The sequence below is a fragment of the Mesorhizobium sp. M1423 genome (genome assembly GCF_040317575.1).
In the GTDB taxonomy this organism is placed as follows: domain Bacteria; phylum Pseudomonadota; class Alphaproteobacteria; order Rhizobiales; family Rhizobiaceae; genus Mesorhizobium.
Genome location: NZ_JAMYKU010000011.1, coordinates 142309 through 161956 on the forward strand (window position 1 = coordinate 142309; position 19648 = coordinate 161956).

Sequence of the window (19648 nt, forward strand, 5' to 3'; positions counted from 1 at the left end):
TATGTAGGAAATGTATAAGATAATGCCGAATAATGGATAAATCGGACGTCACCCTCGAGCGCATGCGCACCTTCGTTCGCGTCGCCGAGCGCGGCAGCCTCTCGGCGGTGGCGCGCGAGCTCGGAGTTGGTCAGTCGACGGTCACGCGGCATCTGCGGGAGCTCGAGGAGGCCGTCGGCGTGCCCTTGCTCAGCAGGACCACCCGGCGTGTCACGATGACCGATGAAGGCAGCCGTTACTATGCCGACAGCGTCCAGATCCTGCGCCTCGTTGAGCAGGCCGGCGATGAGGCGCGAGGCACGCGCGGCGCATCGGCTGGCACGATCCGGATATCCTGCACGGCGGCGCTCGGCGTCTTGCACGTCAGCCGCCTGATCTTCGCCTTTCAGGACCGTTATCCCGACATCGGCATCGATCTCAGCCTAACCGACGAGCGCATCGACCTTGTGCGGGAGGGCGTCGACATCGCGCTTCGCCTCGGTCCGCTCACCGACAGCTCGATGAAGCTGCGGGCGCTCGGTCAGTCCCGGCGTCTGCTGGTGGCGGCGCCGGCCTATCTGGCGGCCCGGGGCAGACCGGCTGTCCCGCAGGATCTGCCTGGCCATGAAGGCATTCGGATGTCGAACATCGCGGGAAGCGACACGCTCGCCCTGCAGGGGCCGGGCGGCGAGCGCTTTGCGGTGCCCTTTGGCGGCCGATTTCGGGTCGACCATGGGCTTGCTGCGCGCAAAGCCCTTGTCGCCGGACGCGGTATCGCACCCGCCCACCACTGGCTTGTCGACGATCTTCTGGCGGCCGGCCGGCTGGAAATTATCCTGCCGGGCTATTTTCCGCCTCCCGTCCCGCTGAGCATGCTGATCGTTCCGGAGCGTGCGGGCATTGCCCGGGTGCGGCTGCTGGTCGACTTTCTCGCCGAGCAGATCTCCGGCATTCCGGGGATCGAGAAGCGGTAGCCGGCCGGCAAACCTCGCCGGATCAGGCGGCCTTCTTTTTCGCCAATCTTGCCTTGATGCTGGCGACGTCGGCACGCGGCGTCGCCGCGAACAGCGTCCTGGTATAGCTGTGCTTGGGGTCGGCGAAGACCTCGTCGCGCGAGCCGTATTCGACCGCTTCGCCGAAATACATCACCATCACATCGTCGGCGATATAGCGCACCACCGACAGGTCGTGGCTGATGAAAACATAGGTCAGTTGAAACTCATCCTGCAGGTCGGCGAGCAGGTTCAGAACCTGCGCCTGCACCGAAAGATCAAGTGCCGAGACCGGCTCGTCCAGCACCAGGAGGCTGGGGTTGAGCATCAGCGCGCGGGCAATGGCGATGCGCTGGCGCTGGCCGCCCGAAAACATATGCGGGTAGCGATTGTAGTGCTCGGGGCCGAGACCGACCTTTTTCAGCATCTTCATGGCGAGATCGCGCCGCTCGCCGGCCGTGCTGTCGGTGTTGATGAGCAGCGGTTCGCCAAGCACGTCGCCGATCTTCTGGCGTGGATTGAGCGAACCATAGGGGTTCTGGAAGACAATCTGCACCTTGCGGCGCATTTCCTTCGACAGGCCGTCCCTCGCGATGTCTACCTTCTTGCCGTCGATGAAAAGCTCGCCGGAGGTCGCCGGGTCGATCAGGGTGATGATGCGGGCGAGCGTTGACTTGCCGCAGCCGCTCTCGCCGACGATGGCCAGCGTCTTGCCCTTGTCGACGCTGAACGAAACACCCTTGACCGCGTGAACCGTACGGGAGGGGCGGAAAAGCCCGCCGCCGACATGATAGTCGCGCACGATGTTCTTGCCTTCGACTACCGTCACGCTCATGTGGCGGTTCCTCCCGCGGATCGGGCTGCGACTACAGATGGGGCCGGCTCGAACAGCATGTCGGAAACAGTAGGCAACCGGTCGCCGACGGCGTTTTCCGGCAGCGCCGACAGAAGCGCGCGCGTGTAATTGCTCTTGGGGGATTCGAACAGCGACAGCACGTCGGCCTCTTCCATCTTGCGGCCCTTGTATTGGACGATGACACGGTCGGCGGTCTCGGCAACCACCCCCATATTGTGGGTGATCATGATCAGGCCCATGCCGTATTTGGCCTGCAGGCCGACCAGCAGATCGAGGATCTGCTTCTGGATGGTGACGTCGAGGGCCGTGGTTGGCTCGTCGGCGATCAAAAGCTTGGGATTGCAGGCGATGGCGATGGCGATCATGACGCGCTGGCACTGGCCGCCCGACATCTGGTGCGGGAAGGAGCCCAGCCGTTCCTCAGGGTCGGCGATGCCGACCAACTTCATCAGTTCGATGGCGCGTGCCCGGCGCTGGGCGCGGTCCATGCCCATGTGAAAGCGCAGCACCTCCTCAATCTGGAAGCCGACGGTAAAGCACGGGTTGAGGCTGGCGACCGGCTCCTGGAAGATCATCGAGATGTCCTTGCCGACAATCTTGCGCCGCTCGGACGGGCCGAGCTTAAGCAGGTCGATGCCGTCGAAGGCCATGCGGTCCGCCCTCACCGTCGCCGTGTTGGGCAAAAGCCCCATCACTGCCAGCATTGCCACTGATTTTCCGGAACCGGATTCGCCGACGATCGCCAACACCTCGCGCGGTTCGACCGACAGGTCGATGCCTTGTACCGCCATGAATGGTCCAGCGGCGGTGTCGAAGGAAACGGTCAGGTTCTTGATCTCGAGAAGAGGCATTGGATTATGACCTCTTCAGCTTGGGATCGAAGGCATCGCGCAGACCATCGCCGATCAGATTGATGGCAAGCACAGTGATCAGAATGGCAAGGCCGGGGAAGGTCACTACCCAAGGCGCGCGCAGGATGAACTCGCGCGCCGAGGCGAGCATCGTGCCCCATTCCGGCGTCGGCGGCTGCGCACCGACACCGAGGAAGCCGAGCGCCGCAGCCTCGAGAATGGCGTTGGAGAAGGACAGGGTGGCCTGCACGATCAGCGGTGCCAGGCAGTTCGGCAAGATCGTCCTCACCATCAAGCGAAGATGACCGGCACCAGCCACCTTGGCGGAGATGACATATTCGCGGTTCTTTTCGGCCATCACGGCGGCGCGGGTGAGACGCGCAAAATGCGGCTGCAGCACCAGCGCGATCGCCAGCATGGCGTTGAACAGCCCGGGGCCGAGGATCGCCACCAGCACCAGCGCCAGAAGCAGCGACGGGAAGGCCAGGATGATATCCATGATGCGCATGATCAGCGTGTCGACCCAGCCGCGGAAATAGCCGGCGAGCACGCCAAGCACGATGCCGCTGGTGAGCGAGAAGACGACCACCACCAGGCCGATGAACAGCGAGAAACGCGCCCCGAAAATCAACCGCGAAAGCATGTCGCGGCCGACCGCATCGGTGCCGAGCAGGAACATCGATTTGCCGCCTTGCTGCCAGGCAGGGGGCGCCAGCAGCGCATCGCGAAACTGCTCGTCGGGCGAATGCGGCGCGACGAACGGCGCAAAGACCGCCACCAGCACCAACGCCGAAAACACGACAAGGCCGATGACCGCGCCGGTGTTCATCGAGAAGTAGTGCCAGAACTCGGCGAAGGCGCGTTGCCTGCCGCCTGTCGGGATGGAGGCAGCGGTGGCTTCGGCGGCGGATTCGTCGGTCATCTCACTGCACCCGGATGCGCGGATTGATGACGGCGTAGAGCACGTCGACGATCAGGTTCACCGCCATGACGATCAGCGCGATGATCAGCAATCCGCTCTGAACGACGACATAGTCGCGCTTGCCGATGGCGTCGATCATCCATTTGCCGATGCCGGGCCAGGAAAAAATGGTTTCGGTAAGAATGGCGCCCGCCATCAACGTGCCGACCTGCAGTCCGATGGTGGTGACCACCGGAATCAGCGCGTTGCGAAAAGCGTGCAGCCCGATGACACGGCGCGGCGCCAGGCCCTTGGCGCGCGCGGTGCGGACATAGTCCTCGCCCAGCACCTCGAGCATCGCCGAGCGAGTCTGGCGCGCTATGACGGCAAGCGGGATCGTCGCCAGCACGATGGACGGCAGGATCAAATGGCTGACGGCGGATTTGAAAGCGCCGCTCCTGCCGGAGATCAGGCTGTCGATGAGCATGAACCCGGTCGTCGGCCTGAAGAAATACTGCAGGCCGATGCGGCCGGAAACCGGCGTCCAGCCGAGATAACCGGAGAAGAAGATGATGAGCAGCAACCCCCACCAGAAGATCGGCATCGAATAGCCGGTCAGCGCGACACCCATCGTCGCCTGGTCGAACCACGAGCCGCGCTTGACCGCCGCGAAGATACCGGCAGGAATGCCGAGCAGGACGGCGATGATCAACGCCACCGTCGCCAGTTCCAGCGTGGCTGGAAACAGCGCCTGGAATTCGCCGAGCACTGGCCGCTTGGTGGCAATCGATATGCCGAAATCGCCGGTCAGGACCCTGCCGATATATTCCAGGTACTGGATGACATAAGGCCGGTTGTAGCCAAACTGCTCGATGAGCTGGGCGTAGCGTTCGGGGCTGACGCCGCGCTCGCCGGCCAGGGCCAGAATGGGATCGCCGGGCAGAAGCCGGACGAAAGCGAACGCCGCCAGCGATATGCCGAACACGGTCGGGATGATCAAAGCGAGCTTGTGGAGGAGATAACGGAGCATCTTGCTTCATAGAACGGCGGCGCAGGAAGTCCAGCGCCGCCGTTCAATTTCTCAGGACTTATTCGGTGACGTCGACGCCGTCAAACCGATGAATGCCGAGCGGGTCCATAACGAAGCCCGACACCTTCTTGTTCATCGGCATGAAGACCTTGGAGTGGGCGATGGTCAGCCACGGAGCCTCACGCTTGAACACCACCTGAGCTTCCTCGTAGATCTTGGTGCGCTCGGCGACGTCCGTCGTCGCCTTGCCTTTTTTCAGCAGGGCTTCGAATTCCTGGTTGCACCAGATCGCATAATTGGACTGGCCGATGGCATCGCAACCGAGCAGGAAAAAGAAGTTGTCCGGATCGCCATTGTCACCGGTCCAGCCCAGTTGGAAGGCGCCGTCGCGATCCTTAGCTTTGCCGCGCTGGCGATACTCCGTCCATTCGTAGCTGACGATCTCCGCCTTGACGCCGACGGCGGCATAGTCGGCCTGGATCAACTCGGCGACGCGCTGGGCGTTCGGGTTGTAGGGGCGGCTGACCGGCATAGCCCAGATCTTCATCGACAGATCCTTGACGCCTGCATCGGCCAGCATCTTCTTGGCCGCCTCCGGATCGTAGGGATCGTCCTTGATGTCCTTGTTATAGGACCACATGGTCGGCGGGATCGGGTTGATGGCCGGCGCGCCGGCGCCCTGATAGACCGCGTCGATGATCGCCTTCTTGTTTACCGCCATGTTGAGGGCCTTGCGGACCTCGACTTTGTCGAAGGGCGGCAGCGTCGTGTTGTAGGCGAGATAGCCGATGTTCAGGCCTTCCTGCTCGTCGACTTTGAGGTTCGCGTCACCCTGCAGCCCGGCAATGTCGGCCGGCGCCGGGTATGACATGATATCGCACTCGCCTGCCTTCAGCTTCTGCGCGCGCACGGCCGGATCGGGCGTGATGGCGAAGATCAGATCGTCGATCTTCTGGCGGCCGCCAAAGTAGCCGTCCCATGCCGCATAGCGTACGACCGCATCGACCTGATAGTCGACAAATTGGAACGGACCAGTGCCGACCGGCTTCTGGGTGAACTGCTGCCTGGTGCCGGCCTTGTCGAGCTGGTCGGCATATTCCTTGGAAACGATCGAAGCGAAATCCATGCCGAGGTCCGGCAGGAAGGCGACTTCAGGCTTGTTCAGCACGAACTTCACCGTCAGATCGTCGACCTTGACGATTTCCTTCAGGAGATCGGGGAAGCCCATGCCGGTGAAATACTCCCAGCCGGTGCCTTCCAGGTAGCTGTACCAGGGGCTTTCTTTCTTCCACTGGCGTTCGAAGGAAAAGATCACGTCGTCGGCGTTGAGGTCGCGCGTGGGCGTGAAATAATCCGTCGTCTGGAATTTCACACCCGGGCGAAGCTTGAAGGTGTATTCGAGACCGTCGTCGGAAACCGTCCAGCTCTCCGCCAGGCCGGGCGAGATGGTGGTCTTGCCATGCTCGAACTCGACCAGGCGCGAATAGATGGTGCGCGACGAAGCGTCGAAGTCGTTGCCGCCGCTCCATGGCGACGGGTCGAAGCCGGCCGGCGATGCCTCCGAGCAATAGACCAGTTGTTTTGCATTGGCCATGCCGCCGAGGACGCTTGCAGCCAGCAACGCGGCTGCAAAAGTCAGTTTCTTTTTCATTGAGCACTCCCTGATGTTCTTCCAAGCCCCTCTATCAGGCTCGCGAAGGCCGCATATAAGCACCGTTTTTCTGGCTTTGGAACTGCTTGTTTGCCTAACCCACGGGAAGCAGAAAAAAATTCCGGCATGCGGCGAATTGTGGAAAAAACGAGCCAAATCCGCAGATCACGACATTATTAGCGACTTCAATTTTTTGTTGATCGGGCGATGCCGCCAATTCGGGGAATCGAGCCGTTCGGTTCAAGAGATGCGCGTCCGAAAACCGGTCGCGGCCGAGAGCTTTGATGGCAAGTCTTGCCGCACTGCCAGGTGGGCGAGGCTTGCACGGCCGCTGCTAGTGGCAATACATAGATAGATGGACAGCGTGGTGGATTCCCCAGGCTCCGGACATTGCGGCAAGCGTGGGATACCTTTGTTTGTCAGGGGCGGCGGTGGCACTCAAGCGTGCCGAACAATAAGAATGATTGAGGGAGCGACAGGTGGCGAAACCGGCAAAGACAACAACCGCGGCGAAAGCAAAGGCCGAGGCAATATCGAAAGCGGTCAAGCCAAAAGCGGCCGCCGCCAAGCCGAAGACTACCGCGAAGGCAAGTGCGAAGCCGGCGACGAAGATCACGGCTGGAAAGACTGCCAAGCCGGCAGCCGGCAAGGCGGCGCCTGCCGCAAAGTACCCCACCGTCAAGCCGGCGGCGAAGGCAGTGCCAGCGCCCAAACAGGCGGCAGCTTCAGCCAGAAGATTGCCGAAGGCGATCACCTCGCTGACCGCCGGCCTGCCTGAAAAACCGTGGCTCCAGAGTTACCCAAAGATCGTGCCGGCCGAGATCGGCGCCCTGCCCTCCAGCTCGATCGGTGACTTTCTCGTCGCCGCCTGCAAGCAGTTTGCGAACCGGCCGGCCTTCGTCTGCATGGGCAAATCGATCACCTATGCCGATCTCGAGCGACAGTCGGCTGCGTTTGGCGCCTATCTGCAATCAAAGGGGTTGCAGAAGGGTGCACGTGTCGCGCTGATGATGCCGAACGTGCTGCAATATCCGGTGGCGATGATGGCGGTGCTTCGCGCCGGCTATGTCGTGGTGAACATCAATCCGCTCTACACGCCGCGCGAGCTTGAGCACCAGCTCAAGGATTCCGGCGCTCAAGCCATTGTCATCCTCGAAAATTTCGCCTGCACCTTGCAGGCGGTGATCGCCAGGACCGCGGTCAAGCATGTCGTGGTCGCCACGATGGGCGACATGCTCGGCGGGCTCAAGGGAACGATCGTCAACTTCGTCGTGCGCCGCGTCAAGAAGATGGTGCCGGCATGGTCGCTGCCCGGCCATGTCAAATTCAACGCCGCATTGAAGGCCGGCGCCGGCGTGACCTTCAAACCCGCCGAGGTCGTGGCCGGCGACATCGCCTTCCTGCAATATACGGGCGGTACGACCGGCATCTCCAAGGGCGCGATGCTTTTGCACAGCAATGTCTTGGCGAACGTCGCGCAGAACGCGCTCTGGGTCGAAGACGCCTACACGGTCAAGCCGAAACCGGCGCATATGAACTTCCTCTGCGCGCTGCCCCTCTATCATATCTTTGCGCTCACAGTGAACGCGATGATGGGAATGCAGCAGGGCGCGCAGAACGTGCTCATCCCCAATCCGCGCGACATTCCCGGCTTCGTCAAGGAGCTGCAGAAATACCCGATCCACATCTTTCCTGGCCTCAACACGCTGTTCAATGCGCTGCTCAATAATGAGGATTTTCGCAGGCTCGACTTCAAGCCGCTGATCCTGACGCTGGGTGGCGGCATGGCAGTGCAGAAGGGCATCGCAGAGCGCTGGAAGGCGCTGACCGGCTGCCCGATCAGCGAGGCCTACGGACTCTCCGAAACCTCGCCGGGGGCGACCGCCAACAAATTCAGCGACGGAGTCTACACCGGCACGATCGGGCTGCCGCTGCCCTCGACCGAGATCGCCATCCGCGACGACGATGGCAACAATTTGCCGCTCGGCGAGGTCGGCGAAATCTGCATCCGCGGACCGCAGGTGATGGCCGGCTACTGGAACCGGCCGGACGAGACCGCCAAGGTGATGACCGAGGACGGCTTCTTCAAATCGGGCGACATGGGCTTCATGGACGAGCGCGGCTACACCAAGATCGTCGACCGCAAGAAGGACATGATCCTGGTTTCCGGCTTCAACGTCTACCCGAACGAACTCGAGGAGGTGGTGGCGCAGCATCCGGGCGTACTCGAGGTGGCGGCGATCGGCGTGCCGGACGAGCATTCGGGTGAAGTGCCAAAGCTGTTCGTCGTCAAAAAGGACCCGGCACTGACCGCCGAGATGCTGACGGCTTATTGCCGCGAGAACCTGACCGGCTACAAGCGCCCCAGATATATCGAGTTCCGCACCGAACTGCCGAAGACACCGGTCGGCAAGATCCTGCGACGAGCGTTGCGGGGCTAGGCGCAGCTTGAGCGATTGCATCGTCGGCACTAACGCCGTGGATATAGGTTCGCGGCCAGACCCGGCAGAGTTCATCCGGGCGCACATGCGGATCGCCCCCGTGCCCGCGCTTCCCGAAATCCGGCTTTACACCGCCCATCCGGGAAGCGGCCTCAGGCGGCTTCTCGAATGGAATCAACATGGGACCGAAGAAGACGAACCTGAACCGGAGCCACCGTACTGGGCCTATGTCTGGGCCGGCGGCGCGGTGCTTGCCCGCTACATAATCGACCGGCCGGAGACCGTGGCCGGGCGTCGCGTGCTCGACCTCGGCGCCGGCTCGGGCCTCGTCGGCATCGCTGCGGCGAAAGCCGGAGCCAGCGCGGTCGTCGCGGCCGAGATCGATCGTAATGGTGTGGTTGCGCTCAGCCTCAATGCGACTGCGAACGGCGTCGCTATCATGATCGTTGGCGACGACATCACCGGCGGTCCGCCGCCACCGGTGGACATCGTGGTGGTCGGCGACCTGTTTTACGCCCGCGATCTTGCCGGCCGGGTCGTTCCCTTCCTCGACCGCTGCCTTGCTGCCGGCATCGCCGTGCTGATCGGCGATCCGGGCCGCGCCTATCTGCCGCGCTCGCGGCTTCGCCTGCTGGCCGAATACGAGGTGCCGGATGTCGGCGAGGGCAGGAATGCGGCGATGAAACCGAGCGGCGTGTTCTCGTTCGGACCAGATAACTACGAGTCTAGACCGTCTCGCTGACCCGGGCCGCAAGAAAATCGGGCAGATCGGCCACCGAATCCAGGATGACGTCGGCGATCTGTGACAGCGATTCACGTGTGCCGGTGCCGGACAGCACGCCGATCGCCAGGCCGCAGCCGCCGGCGCGCGCCATCTCCAGATCGTGACGATTGTCGCCGACCATTGCGATCGTCGCCGGCCTGAGCCCTGTCAGATCCGAAAAGGCAAGGATCGTATCCGGCGCCGGTTTTGGATTGGCCACCGCGTCGTAACCATAGGCGGCTTCGAAAAGCTGCGCGACGCCCAGCGTGACCAAGGTCTTTTCCGCGCCGCTGGTCGAGTCGTTGGTGGCGACGCCAAGCCGGTAGGATTTTCTGTGAAGCAGCCCAAGCGTCTCGACCACACCCGGCAGCGCCACGGCCATCGCCGATCCTTGCGCCGAGGTGATGGCATTGAAGCGGGCGACGGCAAGCATCTGGTCCTCGTCGGACAGCCGCGGAAACCACAGTTCGACGACGTCCATGTTGGTCCCGGAGGCAAAGATAGAATCCGGCTTGAAGCGCCTGGTGGCGAAGTCGAAGCCAGCCGCCGCAAGCAGCCTGTCTGCCTTCCAGCGATCGCCTTCGGCCGCATCCATCGCCATGAAGTCGGCGATGCCCAGCCATGTCGCGTTGAAATCCACGAGCGTGCCGTCCTTGTCGAACAATATTCCCTTGATGTCCGCCAAGCTTTTCACTCCGGGCCGCGCAAGCGGTGAATGTATTCCACCAGTCCGGCAGTCGAGGCATCCCGCTTTGCGGCATTCTCCTTGCCTTCAACGACGGGCAGCAGCCCGGTCGCCAGTTCCTTGCCGAGCTCGACGCCCCACTGGTCGAAGGAGTTGATGTTGAACAGCGTGCCTTCGACGAAGACGCGATGTTCGTAAAGCGCAATCAGCCGTCCGAACGTGTGGGGGTCGAGTTTCCTGTAGAGGATCGTCACTGAGGGGCGGTCGCCGGAGAAGACGCGGTGCGGAGCAACCCTGTCGACATCGGCGGGCTTCATGCCTTTCGCCAGCATCTGCGCGCGGGCTTCCTCAAGCGTGCGGCCCTTCATGAAGGCTTCCGACTGCGCCAGGCAATTGGCGAGCAGAAGGTCGTGATGATGCTTCAGTTCCGGCTCGTGGCCGACGGCAGCGGCGAGGAATTCGACCGGAATGAAATCGGTGCCCTGATGCAGAAGCTGGAAGAAGGCGTGCTGGCCGTTGGTGCCGGGCTCGCCCCAGACCAGCGGGCCGGTCGGCGTCGTCACAGCGCCGCCATCCAGGGTGACGCTCTTGCCGTTCGATTCCATGTCGAGCTGCTGCAAATAGGCCGGCAGCCTGGACAGACGCTGATCGTAGGGGATGACGGCGCGAGCCGGATATTTGCAGATCACGCGATGCCACCAGCCGATCAGCCCCATCAGCGCCGGCAGGTTCTTCGCTAGCGGCGCGGTGCGGAAATGCTCGTCCATCTCATGGGCGCCGTCGAGAAAGGCGCGAAAATCCTTAGGGCCTATGGCGATCATCACCGGCAGGCCGATCGCACCCCAGACGGAATAGCGACCGCCGACCCAGTCCCAGAAGCCGAAGACGCGGTCGGCTGCGATGCCGAATTTGGCGACCAGGTCGAGCGCCGTCGAGACGGCGGCGAAATGCTTGCCGACCGCTTCCTTGCCGAGCGCCTTCTCGACCCATCTGCGTGCCGTCTCGGCATTGGTCATCGTCTCAACCGTGGTGAAGGTCTTGGAGGCGATGATGAACAGGGTGGTTTCGGCGGAAAGACCCTTCAACGTGTCGTGGATATGGGCACCGTCGATATTGGACACGTAATGCGCGCGCGGCCCATCATGATAGGGCGCCAGCGCCAAGGTCGCCATGGCCGGGCCGAGATCGGAGCCGCCGATGCCGATGTTGACGATGTCGGTGATCTTCTTGCCGGTCGCGCCGGCCGCCTTACCGGAACGCACCGCGTCGGCGAAGGCGCCCATCGCGTCGAGTACGCCGAGGACTTCCGCCTTCACGTCCTGGCCGTCGAGCACGATGCCTTTGCCGGTAAGGTTACGCAGCGCGGTATGCAGCACGGCGCGGCCTTCGGTGACGTTGATCTTCCTGCCAGCAAACATCGCGTCGCGCCGGCCTTCGAGGTCGGCGGCCTCAGCTAGGTTCTCCAGCAACTCCATCGTCCGCGCATCGACCGCGCATTTCGACCAGTCGAGCAGCAGGTCGCCGTCGCTGGCGGAGAATTTCTCGAAGCGCTGCGGATCGGCAGCGAAAGCCTCGCGCATCGAGCCCGATTTGGCCGCACGATGATCGCGCAACGCATCGAGCTGCTTTTGAAAGGACGATTGATCCACTGCTTCGCTCCGGTCTCTTGAATGTATCTTATCAGGCCGGATGTTTCCGGCGCGTGTCGTCGCGGCAAACTATCGGGTCGAATTCCATCCGTTTCAATGCGCAGCGATGCCGCAGCGCAGCGTGGGCCGGCGCAAAGGATCACTGGCATAAATCCCAGCGATCAGAAAAATTGATTGGCGCAACACCTTGTGCCACCGGTACATTCGACTGGTCCAGCCAAGTGAAAAAAGCTGGCCATCGAGGAACATCTCCCATGCCACAGCGAAACGACACGGCCATATGGTCCGGCCTGTTCCGGATTTCGGCGGAATCCGGTCAGACCCTGCAGGCGCAGATCCGCCAGGCGATCGTCGCCGCCATCCTCGACCGGCAGATCGCGGCTTCCATGCCGCTTCCGTCCTGCCGGATTCTCGCCGAAAAACTCGGCGTAGCGCGCGGTACCGTGGTGCTGGCCTTCCAGCAGCTGGTCGACCAGGGCTTCCTGGTGGCGCGCGAGCGCCGCGGCCACTTCGTCAATCCCGAAGTGCTGGCGACGCCGGCCAAGCCGCACCAGAAAGCGCCCGACCAGGCCAACGAGATCGACTGGAAGGCGCGCCGGCAGATCGCGGCGAGCGACATGCCACCGCCGGCCAAGCACGACAACTGGATCAAGTCGTCCTACCCCTTCGTCTATGGCCAGTTCGACCCGGCGCTGTTCCCGACCGCCGAATGGCGCGAGTGCAACCGCATGGCGCTGGCGGTGCTCGAAATCCGCAACTGGGCGTCCGACATGGTCGACCGCGACGATCCGCTCCTGATCGAGCAGATCCAGGCACGGCTGCTGCCGCGACGCGGCATCTTCGCCAATCCGGACGAGATCATCGTGACGCTGGGCGCGCAGAACGCGCTTTACATGCTGGCGACGCTGTTGATGACCAAGGGCTCGAAGGTGGCGATGGAGGACCCGGGCTATCCCGATGCACGCTCGATCTTTCGGCTGGCCGGCGCCGACATCCTGCCGGTTCCGGTCGACCACTCCGGTATCGTAACCTCGGCCATTCCCAATGATTCCGGCTTCGTCTTCGTCACGCCCAGCCACCATTGCCCGACCATGGTGCCGCTGTCGGCGGAGCGGCGGCAGGATCTTTTGGCGCGCGCCAACCGCTACAACCAGATCATCATCGAGGACGGATATGACAGCCAGCTCCTGGACGAGGCGCCGCAGCAGGCGCTGAAGAGCCTCGATCGGTCCGGCCGCGTCGTCTACGTCGGCTCGATGTCGAAGACGCTGGCTCCCGGCCTCAGGCTCGGCTACATCGTCGCCTCGGCCGGGCTGATTTCCGAGCTTCGGGCGCTGCGCCGCTTCATGCTGCGCCACCCGCCGGCAAACAACCAGCGCGCCGTCGCATTGTTCCTGTCGCTCGGCCATCACGAGGCGCTGGTGCGGCGGCTGTCGAGCGCCTTCGACGAGAGGCGCAAGCGTCTGGTCCATGCGATTTCCGCCTTCCTGCCGGAGTGGCGCTCGACCGATTCGGCCGGCGGCACGTCGCTCTGGCTCGAGGGGCCGCGCGGCACCGATTCGCGCGGGCTGGCGGAGGCCGCGGCCTCGCGCAGCGTCATCATCGAGCCCGGCGACCGGTTCTTCGACCGCACCGAAAAGCCATCGCGTTTCATGCGCTTGGGCATTTCCTCGATCGCGCTGCAGCACATCGAACCCGGCATCCGCGAACTGGCGACGGCAGCTGGACGCAGGCCGGCAGCGGCTTGATTACCCTCCTCCGATCGGAGCTGCCGCATGTGGTGCGGCTCCGGTTCTTTAGCACCTTGGCATATGCGACGGGATCGGCTGGCACATAGGCTGTGCCAATGCCGGCGGCATAGTCGGAGTAGATAGGGGACGAAGCAGGCAGATGGTGGACCAACCGCCGCGCCCGCTTCGCAGCTAAAGTTGGAGTGCCTTCATGCCGGTGGCCCATGAGAAGCAGGACGTGTCCGCAGACCAGCGTTCGCGACGATCCGGCGGGCGCGAGGCGCGCCGCGCCATGCGAGCAGCACCGCTTGCCGACGACGTCAAGCCGGTGCGTGCCGGCCTCGAAGGCGGAAGCTACAGCCCGCTCAGCGGCAATGATTGCGAACGTATCCACGAGGCCGTGCTTACCCTTCTGGAGACAGTCGGTTTCGCCAACGCCATCCCCTCCTGCATTGAGGCACTGACCAAGGCCGGCGCAACGCTTGGCGAGGACGGCCGCCTGCGCTTTCCTCGCGCTCTGGTGCTCGACACGATCAAGAAAGCGGCGCGGCATTTCACCCTGCACGGCCAGGATCCGAAGCACGACATGGTGATCCAGGGCAAGCGTGTGCATTACGGCACGGCTGGTGCTGCGGTGCATCTTGTCGATGTCGAAAAGCGTGAGTATCGCGAGTCGCTGCTGCAGGACATCTACGATGCGGCGCGCCTGGTCGAGGGGCTCGACAACATCCATTTCTTCCAGCGGCCGATGGTGCCACGCGACATCCCCGACCCGCTCGACATGGATTTCAACACGCTCTACGCCTGCGTCATGGGCACGTCGAAGCATGTCGGCACCTCGTTTACCGTGCGTGAGAACGTCAAGCCGGCGCTCGACATGCTCTATGCCATCGCCGGCGGCGAAGAGAATTTTCGCGCGCGGCCTTTCGTCTCCAATTCGAACTGTTTCGTCGTGCCGCCGATGAAGTTTGCCGAGGACGCCTGCGGCGTGCTCGAAGCCTGTGTCGAGGGCGGCATTCCGATCCTGCTGCTGTCGGCAGGCCAGGCAGGTGCGACGGCACCGGCGGCGATTGCCGGTGCCGTGGTGCAGGCGGTCGCCGAAGTGCTGGTCGGCCTAATCTATGTCAACGCCATCAAGCCAGGCCACCCGGCAATCTTCGGCACCTGGCCGTTCGTCTCGGACCTCCGGACCGGCGCCATGTCGGGCGGTTCGGCCGAGCAGGCGGTGCTGACCGCGGCCTGCGCGCAGATGGCGCAATTTTACGACCTGCCGGGCGGTTCGGCCGCCGGCATGACGGATTCGAAACTGCCTGACATTCAGTCCGGCTACGAAAAGGGCATAACCGACGTGATGGCCGGTCTTGCCGGCCTCAACCTGGTTTACGAATCGGCCGGCATGCACGCCTCGCTGCTCGGCTTTTGCCTTGAGAGCCTGATCATCGACAACGACATGCTCGGCCACTGCCTGCGCTGCGTGCGTGGCATCGAGGTGACGGACGAGTCGCTGTCGATCGACACCATCACCGATGTCTGCCTGAAGGGCCCGGGCCATTATCTCGGCAACGAGCAGACGCTGCGGCTGATGCAGACCGAATATTTCTACCCGGCCGTCGGCGACCGCTTTTCGCCGAAGGAATGGAATGAGAAAGGCAGGCCCGACATCTTGCAGCGGGCGATCATCGAGAAGAAACGCGTGCTTGCCGAACGCTTCCCGCGCCATGTGCCGAAGCCCGTCGACGACAAATTGCGCGCCCGTTTCGGCGATATGATCAAGCTGCCGCGCGGCAGAATGGGCGGCTGAGCGTTAGCCGCTCGCCGCCAGCAACAAGACGCCGGCCAGCGCCGATCCGGCAAGCGTCGGCAGCATGCCGATTTTCAGCTTCAGAATGGCGATCATCGAGGCACAGGAAAGCAGCGCCGCGCGCCAGTCTATCGATGAAAGCACCGGCACGTCCATTCCAAGCCCGACATTGCGCACTTCGCCGAAGATGACGTGCAAGCCGAACCATAGAGCGAGATTCATGATGACGCCGACGACGGCGGCGGTGATTGCGCCGAGCGCCGCCGACAGCGCCTTGTTGCCGCGCAGCGCTTCGATGTAAGGCGCGCCAAGGAATATCCACAGGAAACATGGGGTAAACGTCGCCCACAGCGTGAACAGCCCGCCAAATAACCCGGCAAGCAGCGGCGCCAGCGAGCCCGACTGGCGGAAGGCGGCGACGAAGCCGACGAACTGCAAGACCAGGATGAGCGGGCCCGGCGTGGTTTCGGCAAGTCCGAGGCCGTCGACCATTTCACCGGGTGCCAGCCAGCCGAAGTACTCGACCGCTGCCTGCGCCACATAGGCAAGGGCCGCGTAGGCGCCGCCGAAGGTAACGACCGCCATGACACTGAAGAAGCCACCGATTTGCGTCCAGACGCTGGCCGAGCCGGTGACAGCCCAGACCAGCAGAACAGGCCCGAGCCAGATCGGCAGCCAGATCGCCAAGATGCGCGGCGCGTGCCATCGCGTCGGCCTGACGTGGGTCAGTTCACCGCGCTCGAACATCAGATCGACCGCGCCCTTGATGTCGGGAACATCGCCCTTGCCATGCGAAGCGCCGGAAAAAAATGCCGGCGCACTACGGTTGCCGATCCAGCCTGCCAGGCCGGCAAGCAGGACGATCAGCGGAAACGGCACGTTCAACGCGTAGATGGCGATGAAGGCGGCGAGTGCGATCGACACCATGACGGGGTTTTTCAGCGCGCGTCTGCCGATCCGGATCACCGCCTCGATGACAATGGCGAGCACGGTCGCCTTGACCCCGAAAAACAGCGCCGCGACGAGTGGTACATCGCCATAGAGCGCATAGAGGCTGCTCAGGACGAGCATGACAAGCGCGCCCGGCACGACGAAGAGAATGCCGGCAACAAGGCCGCCGACCGTTTTGTGCAGCAACCAGCCGATATAGATGGCAAGTTGCTGGGCCTCGGGGCCAGGCAGCAGCATGCAGTAGTTCAACGCATGCAGGAAACGCTGTTCGCCGATCCAGCGCCGTTCCTCGACCAATTCCTTGTGCATGAGTGCGATCTGCCCGGCCGGGCCGCCAAAGCTGAGCACGCCGATTTTCGCCCAGACTTTCACGGCCTGCCGGAAGCTCGGCACAACCGGCTCTTGGATCTCCGGCGGCTTTTTCGAAAGGACGGCGCTCACGAAGGCTTGCCCGCGCCGAGATTGCCCGTGCCGGCGGCCGGCCAGTTATGCGTCTCCTCGGTGGCATCGCGGCACCAGCGGAAGAACGCATCGTAAAGCAGCATGCCGGCCTCGAGCTGCTCCAGATCGTCGCGAAACATCCGTGACAGGCCAAGCGAGGCGGCCAGGAATCCGGCCGCCTGTGGGACAAGATCGAGGCTCGCAGTATCGGCAGCGCGTATGATCGTGGCGAGGCGATCGAGCGCTTCGGATTTTAGTCCGAACTCCTCGATCATGGTATCGAAGGTGCAGCGTTCGCCGCGGTGGCTCCAGAACACGTTCTCGATGTCGAAAGGCACGGCCTGAAAGCGATCGGCGACGGCCGCCACTTCGGCCGGCTCGACGAAGAGAAAGACCGCGTGAGGATTGATGAAGCGTCGGATCAGCCAGGGGCACGCGATGCGATCGACCTTCGGGCGCGTACGCGTCACCCAAACGGTGCGGCCCTTGGCATCGGCGGGCGGTATCTTGCCGGTGTGAACCAAAAGCCCCTTGGCATCGCGCCATGCCTCAAACCCGCCTTCGAGCGATTCGGCGGCAATGCCCTCGTGCCGCAGCCATGCGGCCACGCCTTGCGAGAGCTTTTTTCCCTGTTGGCAGACGACCGTCACTTGCTGGCCAGTGAATTCGCCAGCCCAGGTGGCGACAGCCTTGAAGTCACGCCGGGTTGAGCCCGGCAACAGGCGCGGATCGGCGTTGTAGTCATCATCGGTGCGGACATCGATGATTGCGGGCGCACCCGGCAGCCCAATCAGACGAGACAGTTGCGATACAGTGATAGCGGTTGTTGACGGCATGGCGTCCACCTCCTTGAAAGAGAAGCTTGGACGCGAACGTTGGGCTGACGCCTCACGGGGTCGTCGCGATGCACCCCTTACGATGATCGTGGATTTGTCACGCCCGCTTGTCAAGCATTCCCGTTCTCGCGGGAGCAATCGCTTTTGACAAATGACCGCGTCCAACTCTGTGGCGGGCATTTCTCCCCGTTAGCGGGCTGTTAACGGGGAGAAATGAGGTGACCGTTACGCTGGCGACCTGACGGCTCGTGCGACGGACCCTGGTCAGTGATTGTCCCTCGGCACGCCGCTTGTATGAGCCACATCCTGGTACTTCACCGCCGGCTTCAGCACCATGCCTTCGGAAAACTGGTCGACCATGCCGCGCTGGATTTCCTGCCACGGCGTCTGGTGCTTCGGATAGTGATAGCCGCCATTGTTCTGCAGCTCGGCGCGGCGCCGCGTGATCTCGTCGTCGCTGACGAGGATGTCGGCGGTACCCTTGCGCAGGTCGATGCGGACGCGATCGCCGGTCTTCAGCAGCGCCAGGCCGCCGCCGATGGCGGCTTCCGGCGAGGCGTTGAGGATCGACGGCGAGCCCGACGTGCCTGACTGACGACCGTCGCCGATACAGGCCAGCGCGTGGATGCCCTTTTTGATCAGATAGGCAGGCGGCTGCATGTTGACGACTTCGGCGCCGCCGGGATAGCCGATCGGGCCGGCGCCGCGCATGAACAGGATGGTGTGCTCGTCGATGCCCTGTGCCGGGTCGTCGATGCGGGCGTGATAATCCTCGGGGCCGTCGAAGACCATGGCGTTGCCCTCGAACGCTTCCGGGTCCTTCGGGTTCGACAGATAGCGTTCGCGGAATTCGGGCGAGATGCCACTGGTCTTCATGATCGCCGAATCGAACAGATTGCCCTTGAGGTTGATGAAGCCGGCATTGGCTTTCAGCGGCTCGGCAACCGTGCGGATGACGTCGAGGTTCTCGTTGACGGCGCCGCTGCAATTGTCGCCGATGGTCTTGCCGTTAGCGGTCATGGCTTCCGGATAGGGCAGCATGCCGCCCTTCATCAGTTCGGCGATCACAGCCGGCACGCCGCCGGCATGGTGATAGTCCTCGCCGAGATATTCGCCGGTCGGCTGCAGATTGACGATGAGCGGAATGTTGAGGCCAACCTTCTGCCAATCGTTGTTGTCGAGCGGCACGCCGAGGTGGCGGGCGATGGCGTTGAGGTGGATCGGCGCATTGGTCGAGCCGCCGATCGCCGAGTTGACGACGATGGCGTTCTCGAAGGCCTTGCGGGTCATGATGTCGGAGGGCTTCAGATCCTCATGCACCATGTCGACGATGCGCTTTCCAGTCTCATAGGCGATCTGGCCGCGTTCGCGATAGGGGGCGGGGATTGCGGCCGAGCCCGGCAATTGCATGCCGAGCGCCTCGGCCAACGAATTCATCGTGGTAGCGGTGCCCATCGTGTTGCAATAGCCGGTCGACGGCGCCGAGGAGGCGACGATGTCCATGAACTCGTCATAGCCGATCTCGCCGGCCGACAGGCGCTGGCGCGATTCCCAGACGATGGTGCCGGAGCCGGTGCGCTTGCCCTTGTGCCAGCCGTTGAGCATCGGGCCGACCGAAAGCGCGATAGCCGGAATGTTGACGGTAGCCGCGGCCATCAGCATGGCCGGCGTCGTCTTGTCGCAGCCGATGGTGAGCACCACGCCGTCGAGCGGATAGCCGTAGAGCACCTCGACCAGGCTGAGATAGGCAAGGTTGCGGTCGAGCGCAGCTGTCGGCCGCTTGCCGGTTTCCTGGATCGGGTGGCAAGGAAACTCGAAAGGAATGCCGCCCATCGAGACGATGCCCTCGCGCACGCGCTTGGCCAGTTCGATGTGATGGCGGTTGCAGGGCGACAGGTCCGAGCCGGTCTGGGCGATGCCGATCAGCGGCTTGCCGGACATCAGTTCGGCCCGCGTCAGCCCGTAATTCAGGTAGCGCTCCAGATAAAGTGCTGTCATGCCCGGATTGTCGGGATTGTCGAACCACTCTTGCGAGCGAAATTTTTTCTTGCTGGTGGGGGCGCCTGCCATCGTGGTCTCCGTATTTGTATG

The 19648-nt window shown here is 63.1% G+C and carries 15 protein-coding genes; 5 read left to right on the plus strand and 10 right to left on the minus strand.

What is annotated here, in order from left to right:
• Positions 1 to 32: 32 nt before the first annotated feature.
• Positions 33 to 953, plus strand: a complete 921-nt coding sequence (locus NKG95_RS16215; RefSeq protein ID WP_023717878.1) for a LysR family transcriptional regulator — start codon at positions 33 to 35, stop codon at positions 951 to 953.
• A 22-nt stretch (positions 954 to 975) separates the two neighbouring features.
• On the opposite strand, the gene NKG95_RS16220 is transcribed toward NKG95_RS16215, so the two are convergent.
• The 5 genes from NKG95_RS16220 to NKG95_RS16240 are packed head-to-tail and all read right to left on the minus strand — an operon-like array spanning position 976 to position 6260.
• Positions 976 to 1806 (minus strand): dipeptide ABC transporter ATP-binding protein, encoded by an 831-nt coding sequence (locus tag NKG95_RS16220; protein ID WP_352483289.1) that lies wholly within the window; start codon positions 1804 to 1806, stop codon positions 976 to 978.
• Positions 1803 to 2678, minus strand: coding sequence for an ABC transporter ATP-binding protein (locus NKG95_RS16225; RefSeq protein WP_352493740.1), 876 nt, complete (start codon positions 2676 to 2678; stop codon positions 1803 to 1805). Before NKG95_RS16225 ends, NKG95_RS16220 begins: the two co-directional genes overlap by 4 nt.
• Positions 2679 to 2682: 4 nt before the next feature.
• Positions 2683 to 3600 (minus strand): ABC transporter permease subunit, encoded by a 918-nt coding sequence (locus NKG95_RS16230; protein ID WP_023717881.1) that lies wholly within the window; start codon positions 3598 to 3600, stop codon positions 2683 to 2685.
• 1 nt (position 3601) lies between these two features.
• Positions 3602 to 4609, minus strand: coding sequence for an ABC transporter permease subunit (locus tag NKG95_RS16235; protein ID WP_023676822.1), 1008 nt, complete (start codon positions 4607 to 4609; stop codon positions 3602 to 3604).
• A 58-nt stretch (positions 4610 to 4667) separates the two neighbouring features.
• Positions 4668 to 6260: an ABC transporter substrate-binding protein gene (locus tag NKG95_RS16240; RefSeq protein ID WP_023717882.1), complete on the minus strand. Its 1593-nt coding sequence runs from the start codon at positions 6258 to 6260 to the stop codon at positions 4668 to 4670.
• A 479-nt stretch (positions 6261 to 6739) separates the two neighbouring features.
• Between NKG95_RS16240 and NKG95_RS16245 the strand changes: the two genes are divergently transcribed.
• Positions 6740 to 8701: a long-chain fatty acid--CoA ligase gene (locus NKG95_RS16245; RefSeq protein ID WP_353041484.1), complete on the plus strand. Its 1962-nt coding sequence runs from the start codon at positions 6740 to 6742 to the stop codon at positions 8699 to 8701.
• 85 nt (positions 8702 to 8786) lie between these two features.
• Complete coding sequence (locus NKG95_RS16250; protein WP_084642516.1) at positions 8787 to 9443, plus strand: class I SAM-dependent methyltransferase; 657 nt, start codon at positions 8787 to 8789, stop codon at positions 9441 to 9443.
• On the opposite strand, the gene NKG95_RS16255 is transcribed toward NKG95_RS16250, so the two are convergent.
• Together NKG95_RS16255 and pgi are read right to left on the minus strand one after the other, a co-directional pair.
• Positions 9427 to 10149 (minus strand): HAD family hydrolase, encoded by a 723-nt coding sequence (locus tag NKG95_RS16255; protein ID WP_023717885.1) that lies wholly within the window; start codon positions 10147 to 10149, stop codon positions 9427 to 9429. The genes NKG95_RS16250 and NKG95_RS16255 overlap by 17 nt on opposite strands.
• Before the next feature lie 5 nt (positions 10150 to 10154).
• On the minus strand, positions 10155 to 11798 hold the full coding sequence (pgi, locus tag NKG95_RS16260) for a glucose-6-phosphate isomerase (protein WP_353041486.1): 1644 nt from the start codon (positions 11796 to 11798) through the stop codon (positions 10155 to 10157).
• 254 nt (positions 11799 to 12052) lie between these two features.
• On the opposite strand from pgi, the gene pdxR reads away from it, so the two are divergent.
• Both pdxR and NKG95_RS16270 read left to right on the plus strand, forming a co-directional pair.
• Positions 12053 to 13546, plus strand: a complete 1494-nt coding sequence (pdxR, locus tag NKG95_RS16265; RefSeq protein ID WP_352847065.1) for a MocR-like pyridoxine biosynthesis transcription factor PdxR — start codon at positions 12053 to 12055, stop codon at positions 13544 to 13546.
• 193 nt (positions 13547 to 13739) lie between these two features.
• A complete protein-coding gene (locus NKG95_RS16270; RefSeq protein ID WP_352847068.1) occupies positions 13740 to 15329 on the plus strand; it encodes a trimethylamine methyltransferase family protein in 1590 nt (529 codons plus the stop codon).
• A gap of 3 nt (positions 15330 to 15332) precedes the next feature.
• Here NKG95_RS16270 and chrA read toward each other — a convergent pair whose 3' ends face one another.
• The 3 genes from chrA to NKG95_RS16285 all read right to left on the minus strand — a co-directional run bounded on the left by chrA (position 15333) and on the right by NKG95_RS16285 (position 19627).
• Positions 15333 to 16721 carry a chromate efflux transporter gene (gene chrA / locus NKG95_RS16275; RefSeq protein WP_352847071.1) on the minus strand — a complete coding sequence of 463 codons (1389 nt, stop codon included), beginning with the start codon at positions 16719 to 16721 and terminating at the stop codon, positions 15333 to 15335.
• A complete protein-coding gene (locus NKG95_RS16280) occupies positions 16718 to 17557 on the minus strand; it encodes a chromate resistance protein ChrB domain-containing protein (RefSeq protein WP_023717891.1) in 840 nt (279 codons plus the stop codon). Before NKG95_RS16280 ends, chrA begins: the two co-directional genes overlap by 4 nt.
• Before the next feature lie 264 nt (positions 17558 to 17821).
• Positions 17822 to 19627 (minus strand): IlvD/Edd family dehydratase, encoded by a 1806-nt coding sequence (locus NKG95_RS16285; RefSeq protein WP_352483298.1) that lies wholly within the window; start codon positions 19625 to 19627, stop codon positions 17822 to 17824.
• Positions 19628 to 19648 lie beyond the last annotated feature (21 nt).

Excerpts from the sequence above, each read along its gene's own strand:
- NKG95_RS16215 (WP_023717878.1), top strand. The coding sequence starts at position 33 with ATGGATAAATCGGACGTCACCCTCGAGCGCATGCGCACCTTCGTTCGC.
- NKG95_RS16220 (WP_352483289.1), bottom strand. The coding sequence starts at position 1,806 with ATGAGCGTGACGGTAGTCGAAGGCAAGAACATCGTGCGCGACTATCAT.
- NKG95_RS16225 (WP_352493740.1), bottom strand. The coding sequence starts at position 2,678 with ATGCCTCTTCTCGAGATCAAGAACCTGACCGTTTCCTTCGACACCGCC.
- NKG95_RS16230 (WP_023717881.1), bottom strand. The coding sequence starts at position 3,600 with ATGACCGACGAATCCGCCGCCGAAGCCACCGCTGCCTCCATCCCGACA.
- NKG95_RS16235 (WP_023676822.1), bottom strand. The coding sequence starts at position 4,609 with ATGCTCCGTTATCTCCTCCACAAGCTCGCTTTGATCATCCCGACCGTG.
- NKG95_RS16240 (WP_023717882.1), bottom strand. The coding sequence starts at position 6,260 with ATGAAAAAGAAACTGACTTTTGCAGCCGCGTTGCTGGCTGCAAGCGTC.
- NKG95_RS16250 (WP_084642516.1), top strand. The coding sequence starts at position 8,787 with ATGCGGATCGCCCCCGTGCCCGCGCTTCCCGAAATCCGGCTTTACACC.
- pdxR (WP_352847065.1), top strand. The coding sequence starts at position 12,053 with ATGCCACAGCGAAACGACACGGCCATATGGTCCGGCCTGTTCCGGATT.
- NKG95_RS16270 (WP_352847068.1), top strand. The coding sequence starts at position 13,740 with ATGCCGGTGGCCCATGAGAAGCAGGACGTGTCCGCAGACCAGCGTTCG.
- NKG95_RS16280 (WP_023717891.1), bottom strand. The coding sequence starts at position 17,557 with ATGCCGTCAACAACCGCTATCACTGTATCGCAACTGTCTCGTCTGATT.
- NKG95_RS16285 (WP_352483298.1), bottom strand. The coding sequence starts at position 19,627 with ATGGCAGGCGCCCCCACCAGCAAGAAAAAATTTCGCTCGCAAGAGTGG.